Annotated in this window: 16 protein-coding genes and 1 riboswitch; of the genes, 11 read left to right on the top strand and 5 right to left on the bottom strand. The window is 39.9% G+C overall.

The window, feature by feature from the left end:
• Nucleotides 1–31: 31 nt before the first annotated feature.
• The 8 genes from pabB (at nt 32) to mntP (ending at nt 8,340) form a co-directional block, all read left to right on the top strand.
• A complete protein-coding gene (pabB, locus tag PR699_RS04760) occupies nt 32–1,408 on the top strand; it encodes an aminodeoxychorismate synthase component 1 (RefSeq protein ID WP_014656088.1) in 1,377 nt (458 codons plus the stop codon).
• On the top strand, nt 1,392–1,952 hold the full coding sequence (locus tag PR699_RS04755; protein ID WP_004920428.1) for a CoA pyrophosphatase: 561 nt from the start codon (nt 1,392–1,394) through the stop codon (nt 1,950–1,952). Before pabB ends, PR699_RS04755 begins: the two co-directional genes overlap by 17 nt.
• Before the next feature lie 173 nt (nt 1,953–2,125).
• On the top strand, nt 2,126–3,490 hold the full coding sequence (locus tag PR699_RS04750; protein WP_014656089.1) for an L-serine ammonia-lyase: 1,365 nt from the start codon (nt 2,126–2,128) through the stop codon (nt 3,488–3,490).
• A 655-nt stretch (nt 3,491–4,145) separates the two neighbouring features.
• Nucleotides 4,146–5,117 (top strand): PTS mannose transporter subunit IIAB, encoded by a 972-nt coding sequence (gene manX, locus PR699_RS04745; RefSeq protein WP_204282976.1) that lies wholly within the window; start codon nt 4,146–4,148, stop codon nt 5,115–5,117.
• A gap of 87 nt (nt 5,118–5,204) precedes the next feature.
• The gene (locus tag PR699_RS04740) at nt 5,205–6,005 is read left to right on the top strand and encodes a PTS mannose/fructose/sorbose transporter subunit IIC (RefSeq protein ID WP_004920443.1); all 801 of its coding nucleotides are present in this window, start codon (nt 5,205–5,207) and stop codon (nt 6,003–6,005) included.
• Between the two features lie 13 nt (nt 6,006–6,018).
• Complete coding sequence (locus PR699_RS04735; protein WP_004920447.1) at nt 6,019–6,870, top strand: PTS mannose transporter subunit IID; 852 nt, start codon at nt 6,019–6,021, stop codon at nt 6,868–6,870.
• A 90-nt stretch (nt 6,871–6,960) separates the two neighbouring features.
• Complete coding sequence (locus PR699_RS04730; RefSeq protein ID WP_004920450.1) at nt 6,961–7,419, top strand: DUF986 family protein; 459 nt, start codon at nt 6,961–6,963, stop codon at nt 7,417–7,419.
• Nucleotides 7,420–7,570: 151 nt separating this feature from the next.
• Nucleotides 7,571–7,748: riboswitch (yybP-ykoY riboswitch) on the top strand.
• A 7-nt stretch (nt 7,749–7,755) separates the two neighbouring features.
• On the top strand, nt 7,756–8,340 hold the full coding sequence (gene mntP, locus PR699_RS04725; RefSeq protein ID WP_014656091.1) for a manganese efflux pump MntP: 585 nt from the start codon (nt 7,756–7,758) through the stop codon (nt 8,338–8,340).
• Nucleotides 8,341–8,385: 45 nt separating this feature from the next.
• Here the strand turns inward: mntP and rlmA are convergent, their stop codons facing one another.
• The 3 genes from rlmA to PR699_RS04710 form a co-directional block, all read right to left on the bottom strand.
• Entirely contained in the window at nt 8,386–9,207 is an 822-nt protein-coding gene (gene rlmA, locus PR699_RS04720; protein ID WP_041705372.1) for a 23S rRNA (guanine(745)-N(1))-methyltransferase, read from the bottom strand.
• 107 nt (nt 9,208–9,314) lie between these two features.
• Nucleotides 9,315–9,512 (bottom strand): hypothetical protein, encoded by a 198-nt coding sequence (locus PR699_RS04715; RefSeq protein ID WP_004920458.1) that lies wholly within the window; start codon nt 9,510–9,512, stop codon nt 9,315–9,317.
• Nucleotides 9,513–10,099: 587 nt separating this feature from the next.
• A complete protein-coding gene (locus PR699_RS04710) occupies nt 10,100–11,413 on the bottom strand; it encodes a serine hydrolase (RefSeq protein WP_004920462.1) in 1,314 nt (437 codons plus the stop codon).
• 215 nt (nt 11,414–11,628) lie between these two features.
• On the opposite strand from PR699_RS04710, the gene PR699_RS04705 reads away from it, so the two are divergent.
• Nucleotides 11,629–12,099, top strand: a complete 471-nt coding sequence (locus PR699_RS04705; RefSeq protein ID WP_272572841.1) for a GNAT family N-acetyltransferase — start codon at nt 11,629–11,631, stop codon at nt 12,097–12,099.
• A gap of 44 nt (nt 12,100–12,143) precedes the next feature.
• Here the strand turns inward: PR699_RS04705 and PR699_RS04700 are convergent, their stop codons facing one another.
• Nucleotides 12,144–12,881, bottom strand: coding sequence for a phosphatase (locus tag PR699_RS04700; protein WP_004920468.1), 738 nt, complete (start codon nt 12,879–12,881; stop codon nt 12,144–12,146).
• Nucleotides 12,882–13,088: 207 nt separating this feature from the next.
• A complete protein-coding gene (gene alr, locus PR699_RS04695; RefSeq protein ID WP_004920471.1) occupies nt 13,089–14,312 on the bottom strand; it encodes an alanine racemase in 1,224 nt (407 codons plus the stop codon).
• Nucleotides 14,313–14,787: 475 nt separating this feature from the next.
• On the opposite strand from alr, the gene PR699_RS04690 reads away from it, so the two are divergent.
• Entirely contained in the window at nt 14,788–15,342 is a 555-nt protein-coding gene (locus PR699_RS04690; protein ID WP_223854793.1) for a TetR/AcrR family transcriptional regulator, read from the top strand.
• Nucleotides 15,343–15,437: 95 nt separating this feature from the next.
• A complete protein-coding gene (locus PR699_RS04685; protein WP_014656095.1) occupies nt 15,438–16,400 on the top strand; it encodes an SDR family NAD(P)-dependent oxidoreductase in 963 nt (320 codons plus the stop codon).
• The last annotated feature ends 17 nt before the right edge of the window (nt 16,401–16,417 follow it).

The raw sequence follows: 16,417 nt of genomic DNA, 5'->3' as shown, positions 1-16,417 counted from the left end.
TTTTTATCGACTTAGCGTTTAGTATATACAAATGGTTATCAATAAAATACAACTCCCCTATTATCCTGATGTTGCTATTGACTATTTTACGCCACTAGCCCATCAACCTTGGTCAATGCTGCTCCATTCAGGCAATGCCGAGCATTCGCATAACAGATACGATATTGTTGTGGCTGATCCTATTGCAACGCTAACCACTATTGGCGATAAAACGACGATCACCCACCCGCATTCGGTTGAGAGTTCAGACGCAGACCCATTTAACCTCCTTCAACAAACTATTGAACACTACGCCCCTGACCATGCTAGTGATGATACGCTTCCTTTCACTGGCGGTGCTCTCGGTATTTGGAGCTACGATTTAGGTCGTCGTATCGAAAAAATGCCACACATAGCGACTACGGATTTATCGTTTCCAGATATGGCCGTTGGGATATATCAATGGGCGTTGATTGTCGATAATCAAGAAAAAACGGTCACCTTATTCAGTTATTCTGATACCAATAAACGCCTTGATTGGTTGAAGAAACAAAAAGCTTCACGTAAAACCAAGTTCGCCCTTACCAGTTCATGGCATTCAAATATGTCACAAGAGCAGTATCACGAGAAAATCGGCCAAATACATGAATACTTGCGTAGCGGTGATTGCTATCAAATAAATCTAGCGCAGCGTTTTCAAGCAAAATATAAGGGTAATGAATGGGATGCATTTTTATTATTAACCCGAGCAAATCGCGCCCCTTTCTCTTCTTTCATTCGTCTTCCTAATAATGCGGTGATCAGCATCTCGCCTGAACGCTTTATCCAGTTACAAGATGGTGAGATACAAACACGTCCAATCAAAGGCACACTACCTCGTTTAGAGGATGAACACGCCGATGCCATGCAAGTCGAAAAGTTGGCGAATTCCCCTAAAGATCGTGCTGAAAACTTGATGATTGTCGATTTACTCCGTAATGATATTGGTCGAGTTGCACAACCAGGAACAGTCAAGGTCCCTGAATTATTCGCTGTCGAAGCCTTCCCTGCGGTTTATCACTTAGTTAGCACAATTACTGCAACACTTGATAAACCCTATACGGCAACAGATCTTCTGCGTGCAAGTTTCCCAGGAGGCTCAATTACTGGTGCCCCTAAAATTCGGGCGATGCAAATCATTGAAGAGCTTGAACCTCATCGTCGTCATGGCTATTGTGGCGCTATAGGCTATATTAGTTTTTGTGGCAAAATGGATACCAACATTACCATCCGTACACTGTTAACAGATAAAAAACGGATTTTTTGCTGGGCTGGCGGTGGTATTGTGGCAGATAGCCAAGCGGATAAAGAGTATCAAGAAACCTTTGATAAGTTACGGCTGATATTACCCGTGTTAGGAGAAGTAGAGCACGATGACCAAACTGAATGAGTTTATAAACCGCTTTCAGTTTACCCTGCCAGTGACTCGCCGAACTCAACGGACGGCGAGCAAATCTGCTGCCGTTCTTCTGCCTATTATCAATAAAACCACTCCCACATTATTATTAACGCAGCGTTCCCCTTTTTTGCGTTCGCATGCCGGACAAGTGGCTTTCCCAGGAGGGGCACGTGACCCTGAAGATGGCTCTCTAGTGACTACCGCGCTGCGAGAAGCCTATGAAGAAGTGGCTATTCCCCCAGAGAAAGTCCAAGTACTTGGGCAACTCTCGCCACAACAAAGTATTGGCGGTTACGAAGTCACCCCAATCGTCGGCCTGCTCCCCGAAGGCATTAATTATCGCCCTAATCCTAGTGAAGTCGCCTCTGTATTCGAGGTTCCGCTATTTGATGCGCTATCACTGAATCAACATAAATATGTTGATATCAAACGTGCTGGTCAAAGTAACCGTATTTTCTTCTATTGGCATAACGGACATCTCGTTTGGGGTCTCACTGCTGCCATCCTTCATCAGCTAGCTCTGCAACTCAAGTAGTCATTTTGTGCCGTAATTGAATACATTTTGTGCTATTCTGTAGCAATTGGCCTTTTGTTACTACCTTATTTTAAAAAATAATTTAAACTTACTGGTTAACACTACTAAATAACAGTAAAGTAGCGCCCTTTAAAATAAATCACTAAATATCTACTTTTTTTAAGGAGTCCTGCGTGATAAGCGTATTCGACATGTTTAAAGTGGGCATAGGTCCTTCAAGCTCTCATACCGTCGGCCCAATGAAGGCGGGAAAAGAATTTGTCGATGATTTGGTAAGCAAACAATTATTACCAAGCGTCACACGCATTGCGGTCGACGTTTATGGCTCTCTTTCACTCACTGGAAAAGGCCACCATACTGATATTGCAATCATTATGGGCCTTGCTGGCAATTTACCTGCTACTGTTGATATCGAATCTATTCCTGGCTTTATTGAAAACGTTGAAAAGACTGAAAAGCTACCCTTAGCTAACGGCACTCACACGGTAGATTTCCCACGGGAAGGTGGAATGAACTTCCGCCTAGATAATCTGCCTTTACATGAAAATGGTATGACTATCCATGCCTTTGCAGGCGAAGAAGAAATTTATACCAAAACTTACTACTCAATTGGTGGCGGTTTTATTGTTGATGAGGAACATTTTGGTCAATCTGTTCTGGATAGTAAACCCGTTTCCTACCCATTTAACTCAGCAGAAGAACTTTTGCTTCACTGCAAAAAAACGGGGTTATCCATCTCTAGCTTGATGATGAAGAATGAGCTTGACCTTCACACGAAAGAAGAGATCGATGCCTATTTTGCCGATGTGTGGAAAACCATGCAGGCTTGTATTGAACGCGGGTTAAATACCGAGGGAGTTCTACCGGGGCCACTGCGCGTACCTCGTCGTGCGCCAGCATTGAACCGTCTTGTCACATCATCAAGCAAACTGTCCAATGACCCGATGAATGTCGTTGATCTCATTAATATGTTTGCATTAGCGGTTAACGAAGAAAATGCGGCAGGTGGTCGCGTTGTTACTGCCCCAACCAACGGTGCCTGTGGTATCGTTCCTGCGGTTTTGGCTTATTACGACCACTGCATTGAGCCTGTTACGCCGGAATTATACACACGTTATTTCCTTGCGTCGGGGGCTATTGGTATTCTTTATAAAATGAATGCGTCTATCTCTGGTGCGGAAGTGGGTTGCCAAGGCGAAGTTGGTGTTGCTTGCTCAATGGCAGCGGCAGGCCTTGCTGAATTGTTTGGTGGTAGCCCTGAACAAGTTTGTGTTGCCGCTGAAATCGGTATGGAGCACAACCTTGGTTTAACCTGTGACCCTGTTGCAGGACAAGTTCAAGTACCTTGTATTGAGCGTAATGCGATTGCATCCGTCAAAGCCGTCAACGCAACGCGTATGGCACTCCGCCGTACGAGTGAGCCACGTGTTTCTCTCGATAAAGTAATTGAAACGATGTACGAGACGGGCAAAGACATGAATGCCAAATACCGCGAAACTTCTCGCGGAGGTTTAGCAATAAAAGTCCAATGTGACTAGGGTCTTTATTCACTAGTCATTAATTGAATCACTTCACCGATGCCGCGTATTTTACTTTGATTAAACACGCGGCATTTTTTATCAAGTATTGTTGATTATTATCTGACTTAATTGTTTAGGGTGATCTTTAATACGTCATTTTTCGCCTACTTGGCTTTTCTATTTTTAATTTGTAACAAAAACTTAATTAAATCGTTACTTAAATCCCTTGTTTACAAAACAAACGTTTTTCAGAACTTCCTACTGCTGAAACGTGTCATTTTTCGTCTATTTTTTGTCCAACATTTTAAATCCCTTACTCTTTTTGCTATTTTTTTGTTACCGATAACAGTCACATACACTGTTTTTGGCATATATATAGTTTATTTATTTAATAAAACCAATATACTCAGACAATATATGTATTTTATTTAAAATAAAATACATGTTTTTAATTTTCTGACGCAAAACAAGTTTTTACACTAATGCGAAATGTTATGCTACGGATATTGACTCTAATGGTTAGCAAATTAACAGTTTTCTAACTGAATAAAATAGAGTGAATTTATTCAGCTAAAATTATCAATATCATTTTCTATTAGGAGGTTTAATTAAGCTGATTCAATTTTGACCTGATTTACAAATTCCGTTCTATATCTGTTAAGAGGGAAATCAAGTGAGTATAGCTATTATGATTGGTACACACGGTGTGGCGGCAGAGCAGCTTCTACGAACCACCGAAATGTTGATAGGCGAGCAAGAAAATGTCTCGTTTATTGACTTTGTACCAGGGGAAAACGCAGACACCCTATTTGATAAGTACACAGCAAAACTAGCTGATTTAGATACCTCCCAGGGGGTAATATTTTTAGTTGATACATGGGGAGGTAGTCCCTTTAACGCAGCTAGCCGTATCGTAAACGAGCATGAAAACTATGAAATAGTCACTGGCGTTAATGTGCCTATGTTAGTTGAAACTTTTATGTGTCGTGACGATAACCCTTCAATAGACGAATTAATCTCCGTTGCTTTAGAAACAGGCCGTGGTGGTATTCGGGCACTGAAATTTAAAGAGCCAGAAGCCGCTGCTACTCCATCCCCAGCCCCCGTTCAACAACCTGCTCCAGTACAAACAGTCACTGCTGGCCCTGGCGAACATATGGTGATTGCACTTGCGCGTATTGATGACCGATTAATCCATGGTCAAGTAGCTACACGCTGGACAAAAGAAACTCGCGTTAAACGCATTATTGTCGTCAGCGATGAGGTGGCAAAAGATCAGGTACGTTCAACATTACTAAAACAAGTTGCTCCTCCTGGCGTAACAGCACATGTCGTTGATATTGCTAAGTGTATTCGTGTTTATAACAACCCAAAATACGCAGGCGAACGCGTCATGTTATTGTTCACAAACCCAACGGATGTACAACGTTTGGTTGAAGCTGGTGTTGATATCACCTCTGTCAATATCGGTGGTATGGCGTTCCATGAAGGAAAAACTCAAGTTACGAATGCGGTTTCTATCAACCAAAAAGATATTGAAGCGTTCAACTATCTGAATGATAAAAATATTGAATTAGAAGTACGAAAAGTCGCTTCTGACAGCAAAGTTCAGATGATGGATTTGATTAAAAAATTTAAAAATTAGTCTTAGTTAAACCGTTAATATTATTTAATTTTAACCATTACTCGAAAACAGATTTACCAAACTTGTTTGGTTACAGGAGATTAAACAATGGAACTCACCGTTGTTCAAATAGTACTGGTTTTCATCGTGGCCTGTATCGCTGGTATGGGTTCTATTCTCGATGAATTCCAGTTCCATCGCCCACTCGTTGCCTGTACGCTTGTCGGTATCGTTTTGGGAGATATGAAAACCGGTATCATCATCGGTGGTACGCTGGAAATGATCGCATTAGGTTGGATGAACATTGGGGCTGCTGTCGCACCTGATGCCGCACTTGCATCAATTATTTCAACCATTCTGGTCATTGCTGGTGGACAAAATATCGGGGCTGGTATCGCCATCGCAATTCCACTGGCGGCGGCTGGACAAGTCCTTACCATTATTGTGCGTACCGTTACCGTTGCATTCCAACATGCTGCTGACCGTGCTGCCGTCAGTGGTAATTTAACCGCTATCAGTTGGATCCATGTTTCTGCATTATTACTTCAAGCAATGCGTATTGCGATCCCAGCGCTTATCGTTGCAGTTTCTGTTGGTACCTCTGAGGTAAGAGAACTACTGGATTCAATTCCACAGGTCGTTACTGATGGTCTGAACATTGCTGGTGGTATGATCGTTGTTGTCGGTTATGCAATGGTTATCAATATGATGCGTGCAGGCTATCTAATGCCATTCTTCTACTTAGGCTTTGTTACTGCGGCATTTACCGAATTTAACCTTGTTGCGCTGGGTGTGATCGGTGCGGTTATGGCTATCCTGTATATCCAACTCAGCCCGAAATACAATAAATCTCAAGTTGTTGTCGCACAAAATAATAGCAACAACAACCTTGATAATGAATTAGACTAGGAGGAGCGCAACCATGGTAGATACAACAAATCCAACAGCGAAAAAGCTTACACAAAGCGATATTCGCGGCGTCTTCTTGCGTTCTAACTTGTTACAAGGTTCTTGGAACTTTGAACGTATGCAAGCGCTGGGCTTCTGTTATTCAATGGTTCCGGTGATCCGTCGCCTGTATCCTGAAAATAACGATGAGCGTAAACAAGCAATCAAACGCCATCTTGAGTTCTTTAACACCCACCCTTACGTTGCTGCGCCTGTTTTAGGTGTCACCATGGCGATGGAAGAGCAACGTGCGAATGGTGCAGATATTGATGATGGTGCCATCAACGGTATTAAGGTGGGTTTAATGGGACCTCTTGCCGGGGTTGGTGACCCAATCTTCTGGGGTACTGTTCGTCCTGTATTTGCAGCCCTAGGCGCCGGTATTGCAATGACTGGTAACCTACTCGGCCCAATCCTCTTCTTTGTTCTATTCAACCTTGTTCGCCTATTAACGCTCTACTACGGCGTTGCGTATGGCTATAAAAAAGGGGTTGATATTGTTCAAGATATCGGTGGCGGATTCTTACAAAAACTGACTGAAGGTGCATCAATACTGGGGCTATTTGTTATGGGTGCCTTGGTGAATAAATGGACCAAGGTCAACATTCCCGTCGTTGTTTCCAATATTGAGAACCCAACAACAAAAGTTATGGAAATCAAAACCATTCAAGATATTTTGAATGATTTGATGCCTGGTTTAGTTCCATTATTACTAACTTTTGCATGTATGTGGCTACTTCGCCGTAAAGTTAACCCACTGTGGATCATCATTGGCTTCTTTGGCCTTGGTATCTTAGGTGCTTGGTTGAAGTTCTTAGCACCATAATTTGCTGTAATAAACTGAAATGGGAGGTTGCAGCCTCCCATTTTTACTTTTAAGCTCTCTAGCACGTTTACTTAGCCAAGGGCACTGAAAATGACCTTAAATGATTTCATACTAGCCATTATTATTTTACTGATGCTGCTGTATGCAATTTACGATGAGTTTATTCAACATTTACTTAAGGGAAAAACCCTACTCAAAATTAACCTCAGACGTAAACATCGTGTCGATGCAATTATCTTTATTGTCTTAATCTGTATCGTTATTTATACCAATATTTCACGACACGGTAGTATGTTAACCACTTATTTATTAATGGTTACAATTTTAATGTCAGTCTATTTGGCTTTTATTCGAGCACCAAAGCTATTTTTTAAACAAACAGGTTTTTATTTTGCAAACACATTTATATTGTACGACAGAATAAAAACAATGAATTTATCAGAAGACGGAATTCTAATTATCGGATTAGAGCATAAGAAAATCCATATTCAAGTTTCTCAACTTGATGATTTACAAAGAATATATGAATTTTTCATTAATCATAAATAATGGTTATATATATTCACATTAAGATTGAGGTTAATAACAAATTTAATTAACCTCAATTTTTTTATTTCTGCAAATGAAAATTATTCTCAATAAATTTTAATATCCACATAAAATTAAGTGTTGCCTTTCAATTAATTTATGATATCTTTCGAACCACGTCATTGGGGAGTAGCCTGTTCTGGAAATATATCCAGAATGTCCGTATCAACATACTCGTTTGTTTTTTAAACGTGGTGCGGACGCCATCTTGGTTGGCAAGACCATAGACACATGAATAAGCCTTTTGGTTGGGGGTAATTCATGTGTATATGGATGCACCCAACCGAGGTTTATATTATGAGCTTTTACGCTACGCTTATTTTAGCACTCGCCCTTTCCATGGACGCTTTTGCTGTCGCTATCTGTAAAGGTGCTGTTCTGCACAAACCCCGCTTTAAAGAGATCCTCCGCACTGGTTTTATTTTCGGTATTATTGAAGCACTCACCCCAATTATAGGCTGGGGAATTGGTATTCTCGCAAGCCAATATGTTATTCGTTGGGATCATTGGATTGCTTTTGGCCTGCTCTTCATTCTTGGCTCTCGTATGATTTGGCAAGGTATTAAAGCCAAAAGCGATGATGACTGCTGCACACCGCCTTCACGCAACAGCTCTCTTAGCTTAGTACTTTCTGCTATTGCCACTAGTCTTGATGCAATGGCTATCGGACTTGGTCTTGCATTTTTACAAGTTGATATTGTGCATACCGCAATGACAATTGGCCTCATGACCATGATCATGGCCACGGTAGGTATGATGATTGGTCGTTATGTGGGGCCACTATTAGGAAAAAAAGCAGAAATTATCGGTGGGATAGTATTAATCGCTATTGGCTTTAATATCCTCTTCGAACATCTCGAAGTATTTATGTACAGCGCATAATTTATACCCCCCTACTGAACTGGTAGGGGGAGTAATCTCATTTTGTTAATCAATAAGTTGATACACCCGTATCAGAAAATCAGCCGTATAATCTTTTGGTTCTGACTGTTGTAATGTATTTTTAACATCCACAGAAGCTCGCCATGCAAAAGGGGTCATTTCTAATAATGCAAATGCTTCATCCCCTGTTAAGTGCATTGAGTACTTTAAATTGGTTTCATCCACTAATTTAAATTGCGGCAAGGCTTCTTCTTTAATTGGATGTAATTTAACCTCACTATAAATCAACTGTTTCAATTCCTGTAAGTGTTCAGGAGCTGGTGTTACAGTAATCAATATTCCCGAACGTTGCAGAACTCTAGCTAATTCTTCCGCTTTGCAAGGTGCATAAATACGAACAATTGCATCAATACTTTGTTCAGGGAAAGGCAAACGGTGACTAGAGGCAACACAAAAATTGACTGATGGATAGCGTTTTGCTGCATAACGAATAGCGGCTTTTGATACATCTAACCCAAAAACAGCTTTAATTGCCCGCTGTTTTATTAAGCTTTGCATAAAATAGTCAGTGTAATACCCTTCTCCACAACCAATATCTAATACATTTTCACTCTGCTCAGAAAGGTATTGCGCTAATTTCTCAGTCACACATTGACGCATTGGATCATAATGACCTGCATTTAAAAATTGCCGCCGAGACTGCATCATTTCGGCACTGTCACCAGGATCCTTAGAACGCTTATGTTGTACTGGCAGTAAGTTCACATAACCTTCTTTTGCACGATCAAATTGATGGTTATTGGAACACTGCCAACTATTATTATTCAATTTTAAAGGACTAAAACACAGGGGGCATTGATAGCTCATAACAGGTATATCTTGATAAATAAAAAGCAGTATACCATATAGATTCAGCGCCACGGGCTGTATATTTCCCATGGCACTGAGACTGGATTGACATTAGTGGTGGCTCATTAACCTTTAGTAGAGTCTGGAGTCTTTTTCTTTACTGGTTGATTATGAGCTTTGCTGTTGCTCGATGAATGCGATTGGCTACTTTGCTGTGTTTTCACCGTAGGCGATGTTTTCCCCTCTTTTGCTGTACCTGCAGCGAGTGCCGAACCCGAAATGGCTAATGACAATACCGTCGCAATTGCTAATAACTTTTTCATTCTAAATACCTTCAAATTTATGTATACAAGGATGTTCTTGCGATATCAATAAATCATATTTTTTAAATACACTACAATAGGAAAAACTTAAAGATTTATAAATTTTTTATAGGTTATTTATGGGGTAATATTTATGCGATTTGTTGATGTTCTATTTACTTTATTAACAATGAGTCTAATGATAGAAAATTCCTTTTAGTGATAACTTTATTTTCTTTACCTATTCATTTTTATTAAAAAAATAACACCAATTACTCATTGATTTATTTATTAAACAAAAACAACAAGATAACAAAATGCGAGGCACTCATAAAAACCAATTGAATTTATTTATTGAGTAATATCATGATAAAGAAGCCATTTTACCGCTTCAAAGTAAATATAAAAAACCACATAACACAAATTACAACATTTTAAATTATCCGACAGGCAACAAATCAAAAAAAATCGTCATCTATTGGCTGTGAAATATCAATGAAAGCTCAACAAGGAGTCAATCTATTTTTTATTTTCCAAATTTACTCTTTTTACATATAAAAACGATCGCTTGTTTTAATTGAGCGATCGTTTCATATTTATTAAGTATATTATTTGTTTAGATAGTTATTAATTGCATTAAAAACTAATGAGGCTTCTAACGGCTGCCCATCTTCTGCTGGATGAGCAACTGGCCATGTGGACCACTGAACAATGACTAGCTGCTCTTTTGGATTGACCACAATAATTTGCCCAAAAATTCCCAATGCCCACAATGTATTGTTCCCATCTAGGCCCTCTTTAGGTTGTGCATTTTGCATTTTTTGCGGAACGCTATTGTTCCACCATTCAAAGCCATAGATCCCTTCTGGGTAACTTGGATTCACCGAGTTTTTCGCTTGTACCCAGCTTTTAGACTCATTCACCCAATTATCCGGTAATGATTTGTGACCATCTGGCAAGACTCCATTCCCTGCAAAAAATAGCCCAAACTTACCCCAATCCTCTAACGTGGCATTAAAACCATGTGCCCCTGTATTATGTTTATTTAATTCATAGCTTTGCCATACCCCGTCGCTCGTCATACCAAAAGGTTGCCATATCTTATTTTCGAGATATTGTGCTATCGATACACCCGTTGCTTTTTCAAGTGTATCCCCTAATAACCACGCACCGCCTGAATTGTATTGCCACACTTCCCCAGCTTTTGCATAGGATTTTCGTTTAGGATTGATAACTAACTGTTGCACACACTCATAGATTTTCGGGTTTGCTTCACACTCGGTCATTTTGGCAAAATCTGAGTTTAGGTTTTCATAATCTTCCCCCCACTCAACCCCAGAGGTGTGTTGTAACAACTGCCTTATTGTCACATCTTCCCAAGCGGTTCCTTTAACACTTGGATTGTATTTAACTATGGCATCGTCTAATGAGGCTATTTTACCTTCCTGTAGTGCTATCCCAACTAGAGTTGAAACAACTGATTTTCCGACCGAACGCGAGGTCCATAACGTTTTTGGCGTGTTTCCTTTACCATAATATTCAAAGACGACTTTTCCCTGTTTTATCACCATTAACGCGGTAACATCATTACGCTTAATATAGTCATCAAGGTTATATGTCATCCCTTTCAATTGGTAAGTGACATCAACTAAGTTTTGAATTTCTCTTTCTAGCGGTTTGGGATTAATTGCATGGAATACATCTCCGGGGTAAGAGCGGTAATCATTACGAAAACCAAGCAATCGTTCATTTTGATCCCATGTCAGCATGTCTTTAACATTTGGGTAGTGACTATCAACAGGCTGAGGGCATTGCGATAAAGCAGGCACATGACATTCGTTGTCAGTTTGATTTGCATAACCATAGAGCGATGTAAAGAATAAAGCCGAGAATAAACATACATTTACTTTGTATTTTTTCATAGGGTGACCTTTTATAATAATAACAACTAGCTCTTTTTATTGTCATTAATATCTTAGCGTTGGATTTTATTATCGCTATCGACCAAAAAGACGAAGGGATACGGCTCTTTTATGGGATTACTTTTAATCTTCAGCAGTACTTTGGTGATTAAGTTGTTTATTAATCTGATTTTTGATTTGATAACACAGAAATTTATTATGTAACTGGGGGCTTAATGGAAATTAGACTCGCTGTACCATCTGAAGCCGAACAACTTTGGTTTATCAGAAATAACGCGATTCGTCACTCTTGTAAACAAAGCTTTAGCCATAGTGTGATTATGGCGTGGGCGCCAGACAAAATGCCAGAAAGCTATCGAACTATGGTGGAAGAAAATCCATTTTTTGTGGTTGTTAATGAGCTTAATATTCCAATCGCCACAGGTTTCTTAAACCTTAAACAGCACAGTGTTGATGCTATTTTTACTTTACCTGAATATTCAGGTTTAGGCGCAGCCCGTTTAATTATGGACAGGATCAAACAAGAAGCTAAATCCCGTCATATCAAACAACTCACTTTAGAATCGACACCTAATGCCGAACGGTTTTATCAAAAACAAGGGTTTATTTCTCAAAACAAAGGCCAATATTATTCTGCATTAGCTCAAAGCTATCTTCCTTGTATTAATATGACCTTATCGCTTTAGCAACCTATTTCAGCCGTTTAATGATGACTAAACGGCTTTATAATTTAAAAATCAGCAAATTCAGGAATGGCTTTTCTTCCATGTGATTCAAGAAAATCCAATACCCTGCGGGGAGTGACATTTAAGATCTGCTCTTGGGGAAAATCAATCGCGGTTAACATCTCAACCACTTTATCAAAATTACCTAAATATCCCGCATAATGTGAATCAGAGCCCAATGAAACCCAGCCACCCACTTCTTTCACTGCTTTAGCTATTGCCAGACAATTTGATTCACTGCCAACGCGAGAATGCAAAAATGATGAGTTATTCATTTCCAATGCGACATTACACTCTTTTGCTGCTTGAGCAACCGCACGAATATCAATCGGGTATTTAGGGTTCCCCGGATGCGTAATAATGTGTACTTTGCCGCTTTGAATTGTGGCAATCATCGCTTCTGTATTATCCGCCTGACTTTGTGGTGCAAGAACTGGTTCATGAAAGCCCGCTAAGATAATATCTAATTGCCTGTTCATTTTTTCATTACAGTCGATTTCACCTTGTTTATTTTTAATATTCGCTTCAATACCGTAGAGCAAACCAACGCCATTCACAATACGTGGCAAAATAGGCATATTGGCAAAATGCCACTGATGTGGAGCATCGTCCATTTCAGGGCCATGATCTGTAATGGCAAACAGTTTTATCCCTCTACGTGCTGCCTCGGAAAAATACTCATTAACCGTGCTATAGGCATGTGTGCTGGCAATAGTATGCGCATGCAAATCAACTTGATACATATGCTACCCTTCTAATTCTATTGTGTGCCTTCCGACACTATCAAATAATCAAATGATCATTCAAGCTAACATATCAAGATGTTATTACGATAGCGATGCCATAACTCATATTTTAATGGATACGCCAATATCAGCAGTGACACGCCTAAATAACAAATAAAAAGAGCGAATATCTACTCGCTCTCTTTTCCTACTGCAATGCTATCTTTAATCGACAAGAATACGTTTGTTGGTCGCTCCCCAAAGAATTGACATTTCAGTAAATAATGCTCCACTGATATCTTCAACCTCTTCGGCAGTGATTTCACCATTACCTTGTTTACCAAAGAAAACAACTTCATCTCCGGGTTGGACTTGCTTTAAGTCAGTCACATCGACCATCACGGTATTCATTGATGTCTTTCCTAATACAGGCACCGTTTGCCCATTAATTAATGCGTGCCCCGCATTGCTGAATACTCGGCGGTAGCCGTCAGCATAACCGACAGGAATATTAGCCAATACAGAGTCACGTTTTAGCGTATAGGTTCTGTCATAACCGACCGTGTTTCCTTTAGGGTAATGATTCACCGAGGCAATATTCGATTTTAATGTCATGACACGCTTATAGTCTTTCGTTGCTACCGTGTCACCATAGAAAATACCGCCAACACGCACCATATCAAGCCATGACTCAGGTACAGTGATGGTTGCATAGGTATTCGCCACATGCAAAATGACATCTTCACGCTTCAATCCAGTTACATCAAGGACTTGTTGTGACTGCTTTTTAAACTTCGCTAAATCTTTGCGGATTTGAGCCTCATCTTCTTCAGGGTAATGCGACATGATGCCAACAACTTTTAGCTGAGGTAATTGAGCAATCATTTTTGCGTCATTGAGGCCTTGCGCATGACTCACTTCTAGCCCATTACGTGACATTCCCGCTGAATTCAATGCTAAATGGATTGGTATTACTTTATTTTGCTTTTTACCAATATCATTTAAACGCTGTGCCATATCGAGATTACCGATAAGCTCTTCAACGTCATAGGCTGTTGCTTGTGCCATTTCTTGTTCAGTGGCATTACGCACTCTCATCAAACGGCCTTTGAAACCTAACTCTCTGACTTGTTTAAATTCTTGATTATTTGTTAAGCCAATACATTGCACATTATTTTCAATCATCAGAGGCGTTACCAGTGTCAAATCATGACCATACGCATCCCCTTTCAATACAGCACAAAGCGATGACTTATCCCCCAGCAACGCCTGCACTTTTTTAATATTGAAATCGAGTGCACTACGAGAAATTTCTATCCAAGAATTATTCACAATAATGGGTTGGACTTGTGCGTCAGGGATCGCTTTGGTGTTGGTGTTTGCAGGTTGCTGGCAAGCTGTTGCGACCAATAGAGGAAGTAAAGCAAGATATCTCAACCGAAATGACATCTTTTATATCCTTAGTAATCAATGAAATAGATTCTCCAATAAATTATTTTTATAATTATGGAGAGTGAAAATATACATTTGATGCATATAGGATAGAAATAATATCAAGTTGAATATTTTGAACAAGCAATTAATGCAGTAAAAGTGAATAATTAATTATTTTGATTAAGGGTAAATAATAACCAAGCCATTCAACAAAACAAACATAACCATTTGATAACTTTATATTAAAAAAGTTTTTAATATCGGTATTAGCTAAAAGTACGTTTCTATGACGCGCATCCAAACCCGATTAATCATGCTATTTATCAACGTTATTTAGCCCATCATGGAAGTAACGTATTTAGTCACTTCCATAAAGCGAGCTTTACATCTAGTTATTTTGACGAATTGACAATATTAGTTAACTTTGTCAACATCCAAATAAGATTGTCTAATAATGTCAAATTCGCATTAGCCTATATGGAGCGTGGATGTGCCAATAAAGATGCACCAAGAAGAAATTAATCAACGACAAACGCATATTTTACAATCTGCTCGTTGGTGCTTCTTAAATTTTGGATTTAAAAAAACCTCACTTGAGGATATTGCGAACAGAGCCCATCTTTCTCGTACACTGTTATACAAACATTTTAAAGATAAAGAGCAAATTTTTATCAACGTATTTGTTGAATGGTTGGTATCAAGGCAACCTAGCGCCAAAAAAGTGGCTCACTCACAACGCTCCTCACAAGAGCGTTTAATGCAAGTTAGCCAATTACTGATCCTCGAACCTTGGGCTGACAGGATAGGCGCACCGATGGGTGCAGAATTTTATGATATCTGTGAGCAGCTTGCCCCTAGTATTGTGCAGCAGCACCAGCAATTTATCCTGCAATGTGTTGCAGTCATTTTACAAGATGAGATGGCAGCAAAGGTCTTTTTATTGGCATTAAATGGTCAACTTGCAGATAACCCAACCACCACCGAATTATTTCAACGCACAAAAATACTCGTTGACTGTTTTACAGCTCCCGTTTCGATTTGTTAAAAAATCAGTCAATCACCATCATGTAGTAAGTTGTTTTCCATATTGAAATTAAGAGCGCGGGGCTTTTTTAGTGCTCATATATTAAGGAGAATTACATGAAAAAGAACCTATTCGGTGCCACCTCCACCGCTGATGACGTTTTAAATAACATCGATTTAAGTCATAAACGTATTCTCGTTACAGGAACTTCTTCTGGTCTTGGCGTTGAAATTGCTAGAGCATTAACCGCACGTGGCGCTCATGTTATTGGTACCGTTCGCCATACTGCTAAAAGTGAAAAGCAAGCTCACGCTATTCGTGGCGCTAACCCACAAGGCAGTTTCGAGCTCGTTGAATTAGATCTTTCATCGCTTGCCTCTGTACGCACATGCTCTGACAAACTACTCGCAGCCGGAAAACCAATTGATATTATCATTAATAACGCTGGTGTGATGGCGACACCATTTGGTCATACTGCCGATGGTTTTGAAACTCAGTTTGGTATTAACCACTTAGGTCATTTTGTACTTGTTAATCGCCTAATACCTTTATTAAATTCAGGCGCTCGTGTTATTAGCGTTTCCTCAGCAGGACACCGTTTATTCGATTTTGATATTAACGATCTTAATTTCTCCTATACTGACTATCAGCCACAACTTGCCTATAGTCGTTCAAAGACTGCCAACATTTTATTTGCTGTTGAATTTGACCGCCGTTATCGCAACCTGGGTATTCGCGCTTGCGCTATTCACCCCGGTAATATTGCTACTAACTTGAGCCGCAATATGTCGGCCGAAGATCAAGCCGAAATTGGCACCATGATCAATTCACTTAACCAGCAAGCCGGTTTATCCAGTTTAGAAACTAAAACAATCCCACAAGGTGCAGCAACCACCGTATGGGCTGCTGCCGTCGCTGATGCGGATGAAATTGGTGGTCAATATTGCGAAGATTGCCAAGTTGCACAAGTTAATGATGGACCGGGTTTTTTCGGTCTTCGCACTTATGCTATCGACCCACAACTTGCCAAAGCATTATGGCTAAAAAGCGAACAAATGGTTGGTGAAGCATTTCCTTAGAATAGTTCACTGCCGAT

Origin of the sequence: Providencia sp. PROV268 (assembly GCF_028477805.1) — a bacterium.
Lineage (GTDB): Bacteria > Pseudomonadota > Gammaproteobacteria > Enterobacterales > Enterobacteriaceae > Providencia > Providencia stuartii.
This window is presented reverse-complemented; position numbering and strand designations above follow the sequence as displayed.

Bases quoted from the DNA above. Each gene is read 5' to 3' on its own strand.
- pabB (WP_014656088.1), top strand. From the start codon at position 32: ATGGTTATCAATAAAATACAACTCCCCTATTATCCTGATGTTGCTATT.
- PR699_RS04755 (WP_004920428.1), top strand. From the start codon at position 1,392: ATGACCAAACTGAATGAGTTTATAAACCGCTTTCAGTTTACCCTGCCA.
- PR699_RS04740 (WP_004920443.1), top strand. From the start codon at position 5,205: ATGGAACTCACCGTTGTTCAAATAGTACTGGTTTTCATCGTGGCCTGT.
- PR699_RS04735 (WP_004920447.1), top strand. From the start codon at position 6,019: ATGGTAGATACAACAAATCCAACAGCGAAAAAGCTTACACAAAGCGAT.
- PR699_RS04730 (WP_004920450.1), top strand. From the start codon at position 6,961: ATGACCTTAAATGATTTCATACTAGCCATTATTATTTTACTGATGCTG.
- mntP (WP_014656091.1), top strand. From the start codon at position 7,756: ATGAGCTTTTACGCTACGCTTATTTTAGCACTCGCCCTTTCCATGGAC.
- rlmA (WP_041705372.1), bottom strand. From the start codon at position 9,207: ATGAGCTATCAATGCCCCCTGTGTTTTAGTCCTTTAAAATTGAATAAT.
- PR699_RS04715 (WP_004920458.1), bottom strand. From the start codon at position 9,512: ATGAAAAAGTTATTAGCAATTGCGACGGTATTGTCATTAGCCATTTCG.
- PR699_RS04710 (WP_004920462.1), bottom strand. From the start codon at position 11,413: ATGAAAAAATACAAAGTAAATGTATGTTTATTCTCGGCTTTATTCTTT.
- PR699_RS04705 (WP_272572841.1), top strand. From the start codon at position 11,629: ATGGAAATTAGACTCGCTGTACCATCTGAAGCCGAACAACTTTGGTTT.
- PR699_RS04700 (WP_004920468.1), bottom strand. From the start codon at position 12,881: ATGTATCAAGTTGATTTGCATGCGCATACTATTGCCAGCACACATGCC.
- alr (WP_004920471.1), bottom strand. From the start codon at position 14,312: ATGTCATTTCGGTTGAGATATCTTGCTTTACTTCCTCTATTGGTCGCA.
- PR699_RS04685 (WP_014656095.1), top strand. From the start codon at position 15,438: ATGAAAAAGAACCTATTCGGTGCCACCTCCACCGCTGATGACGTTTTA.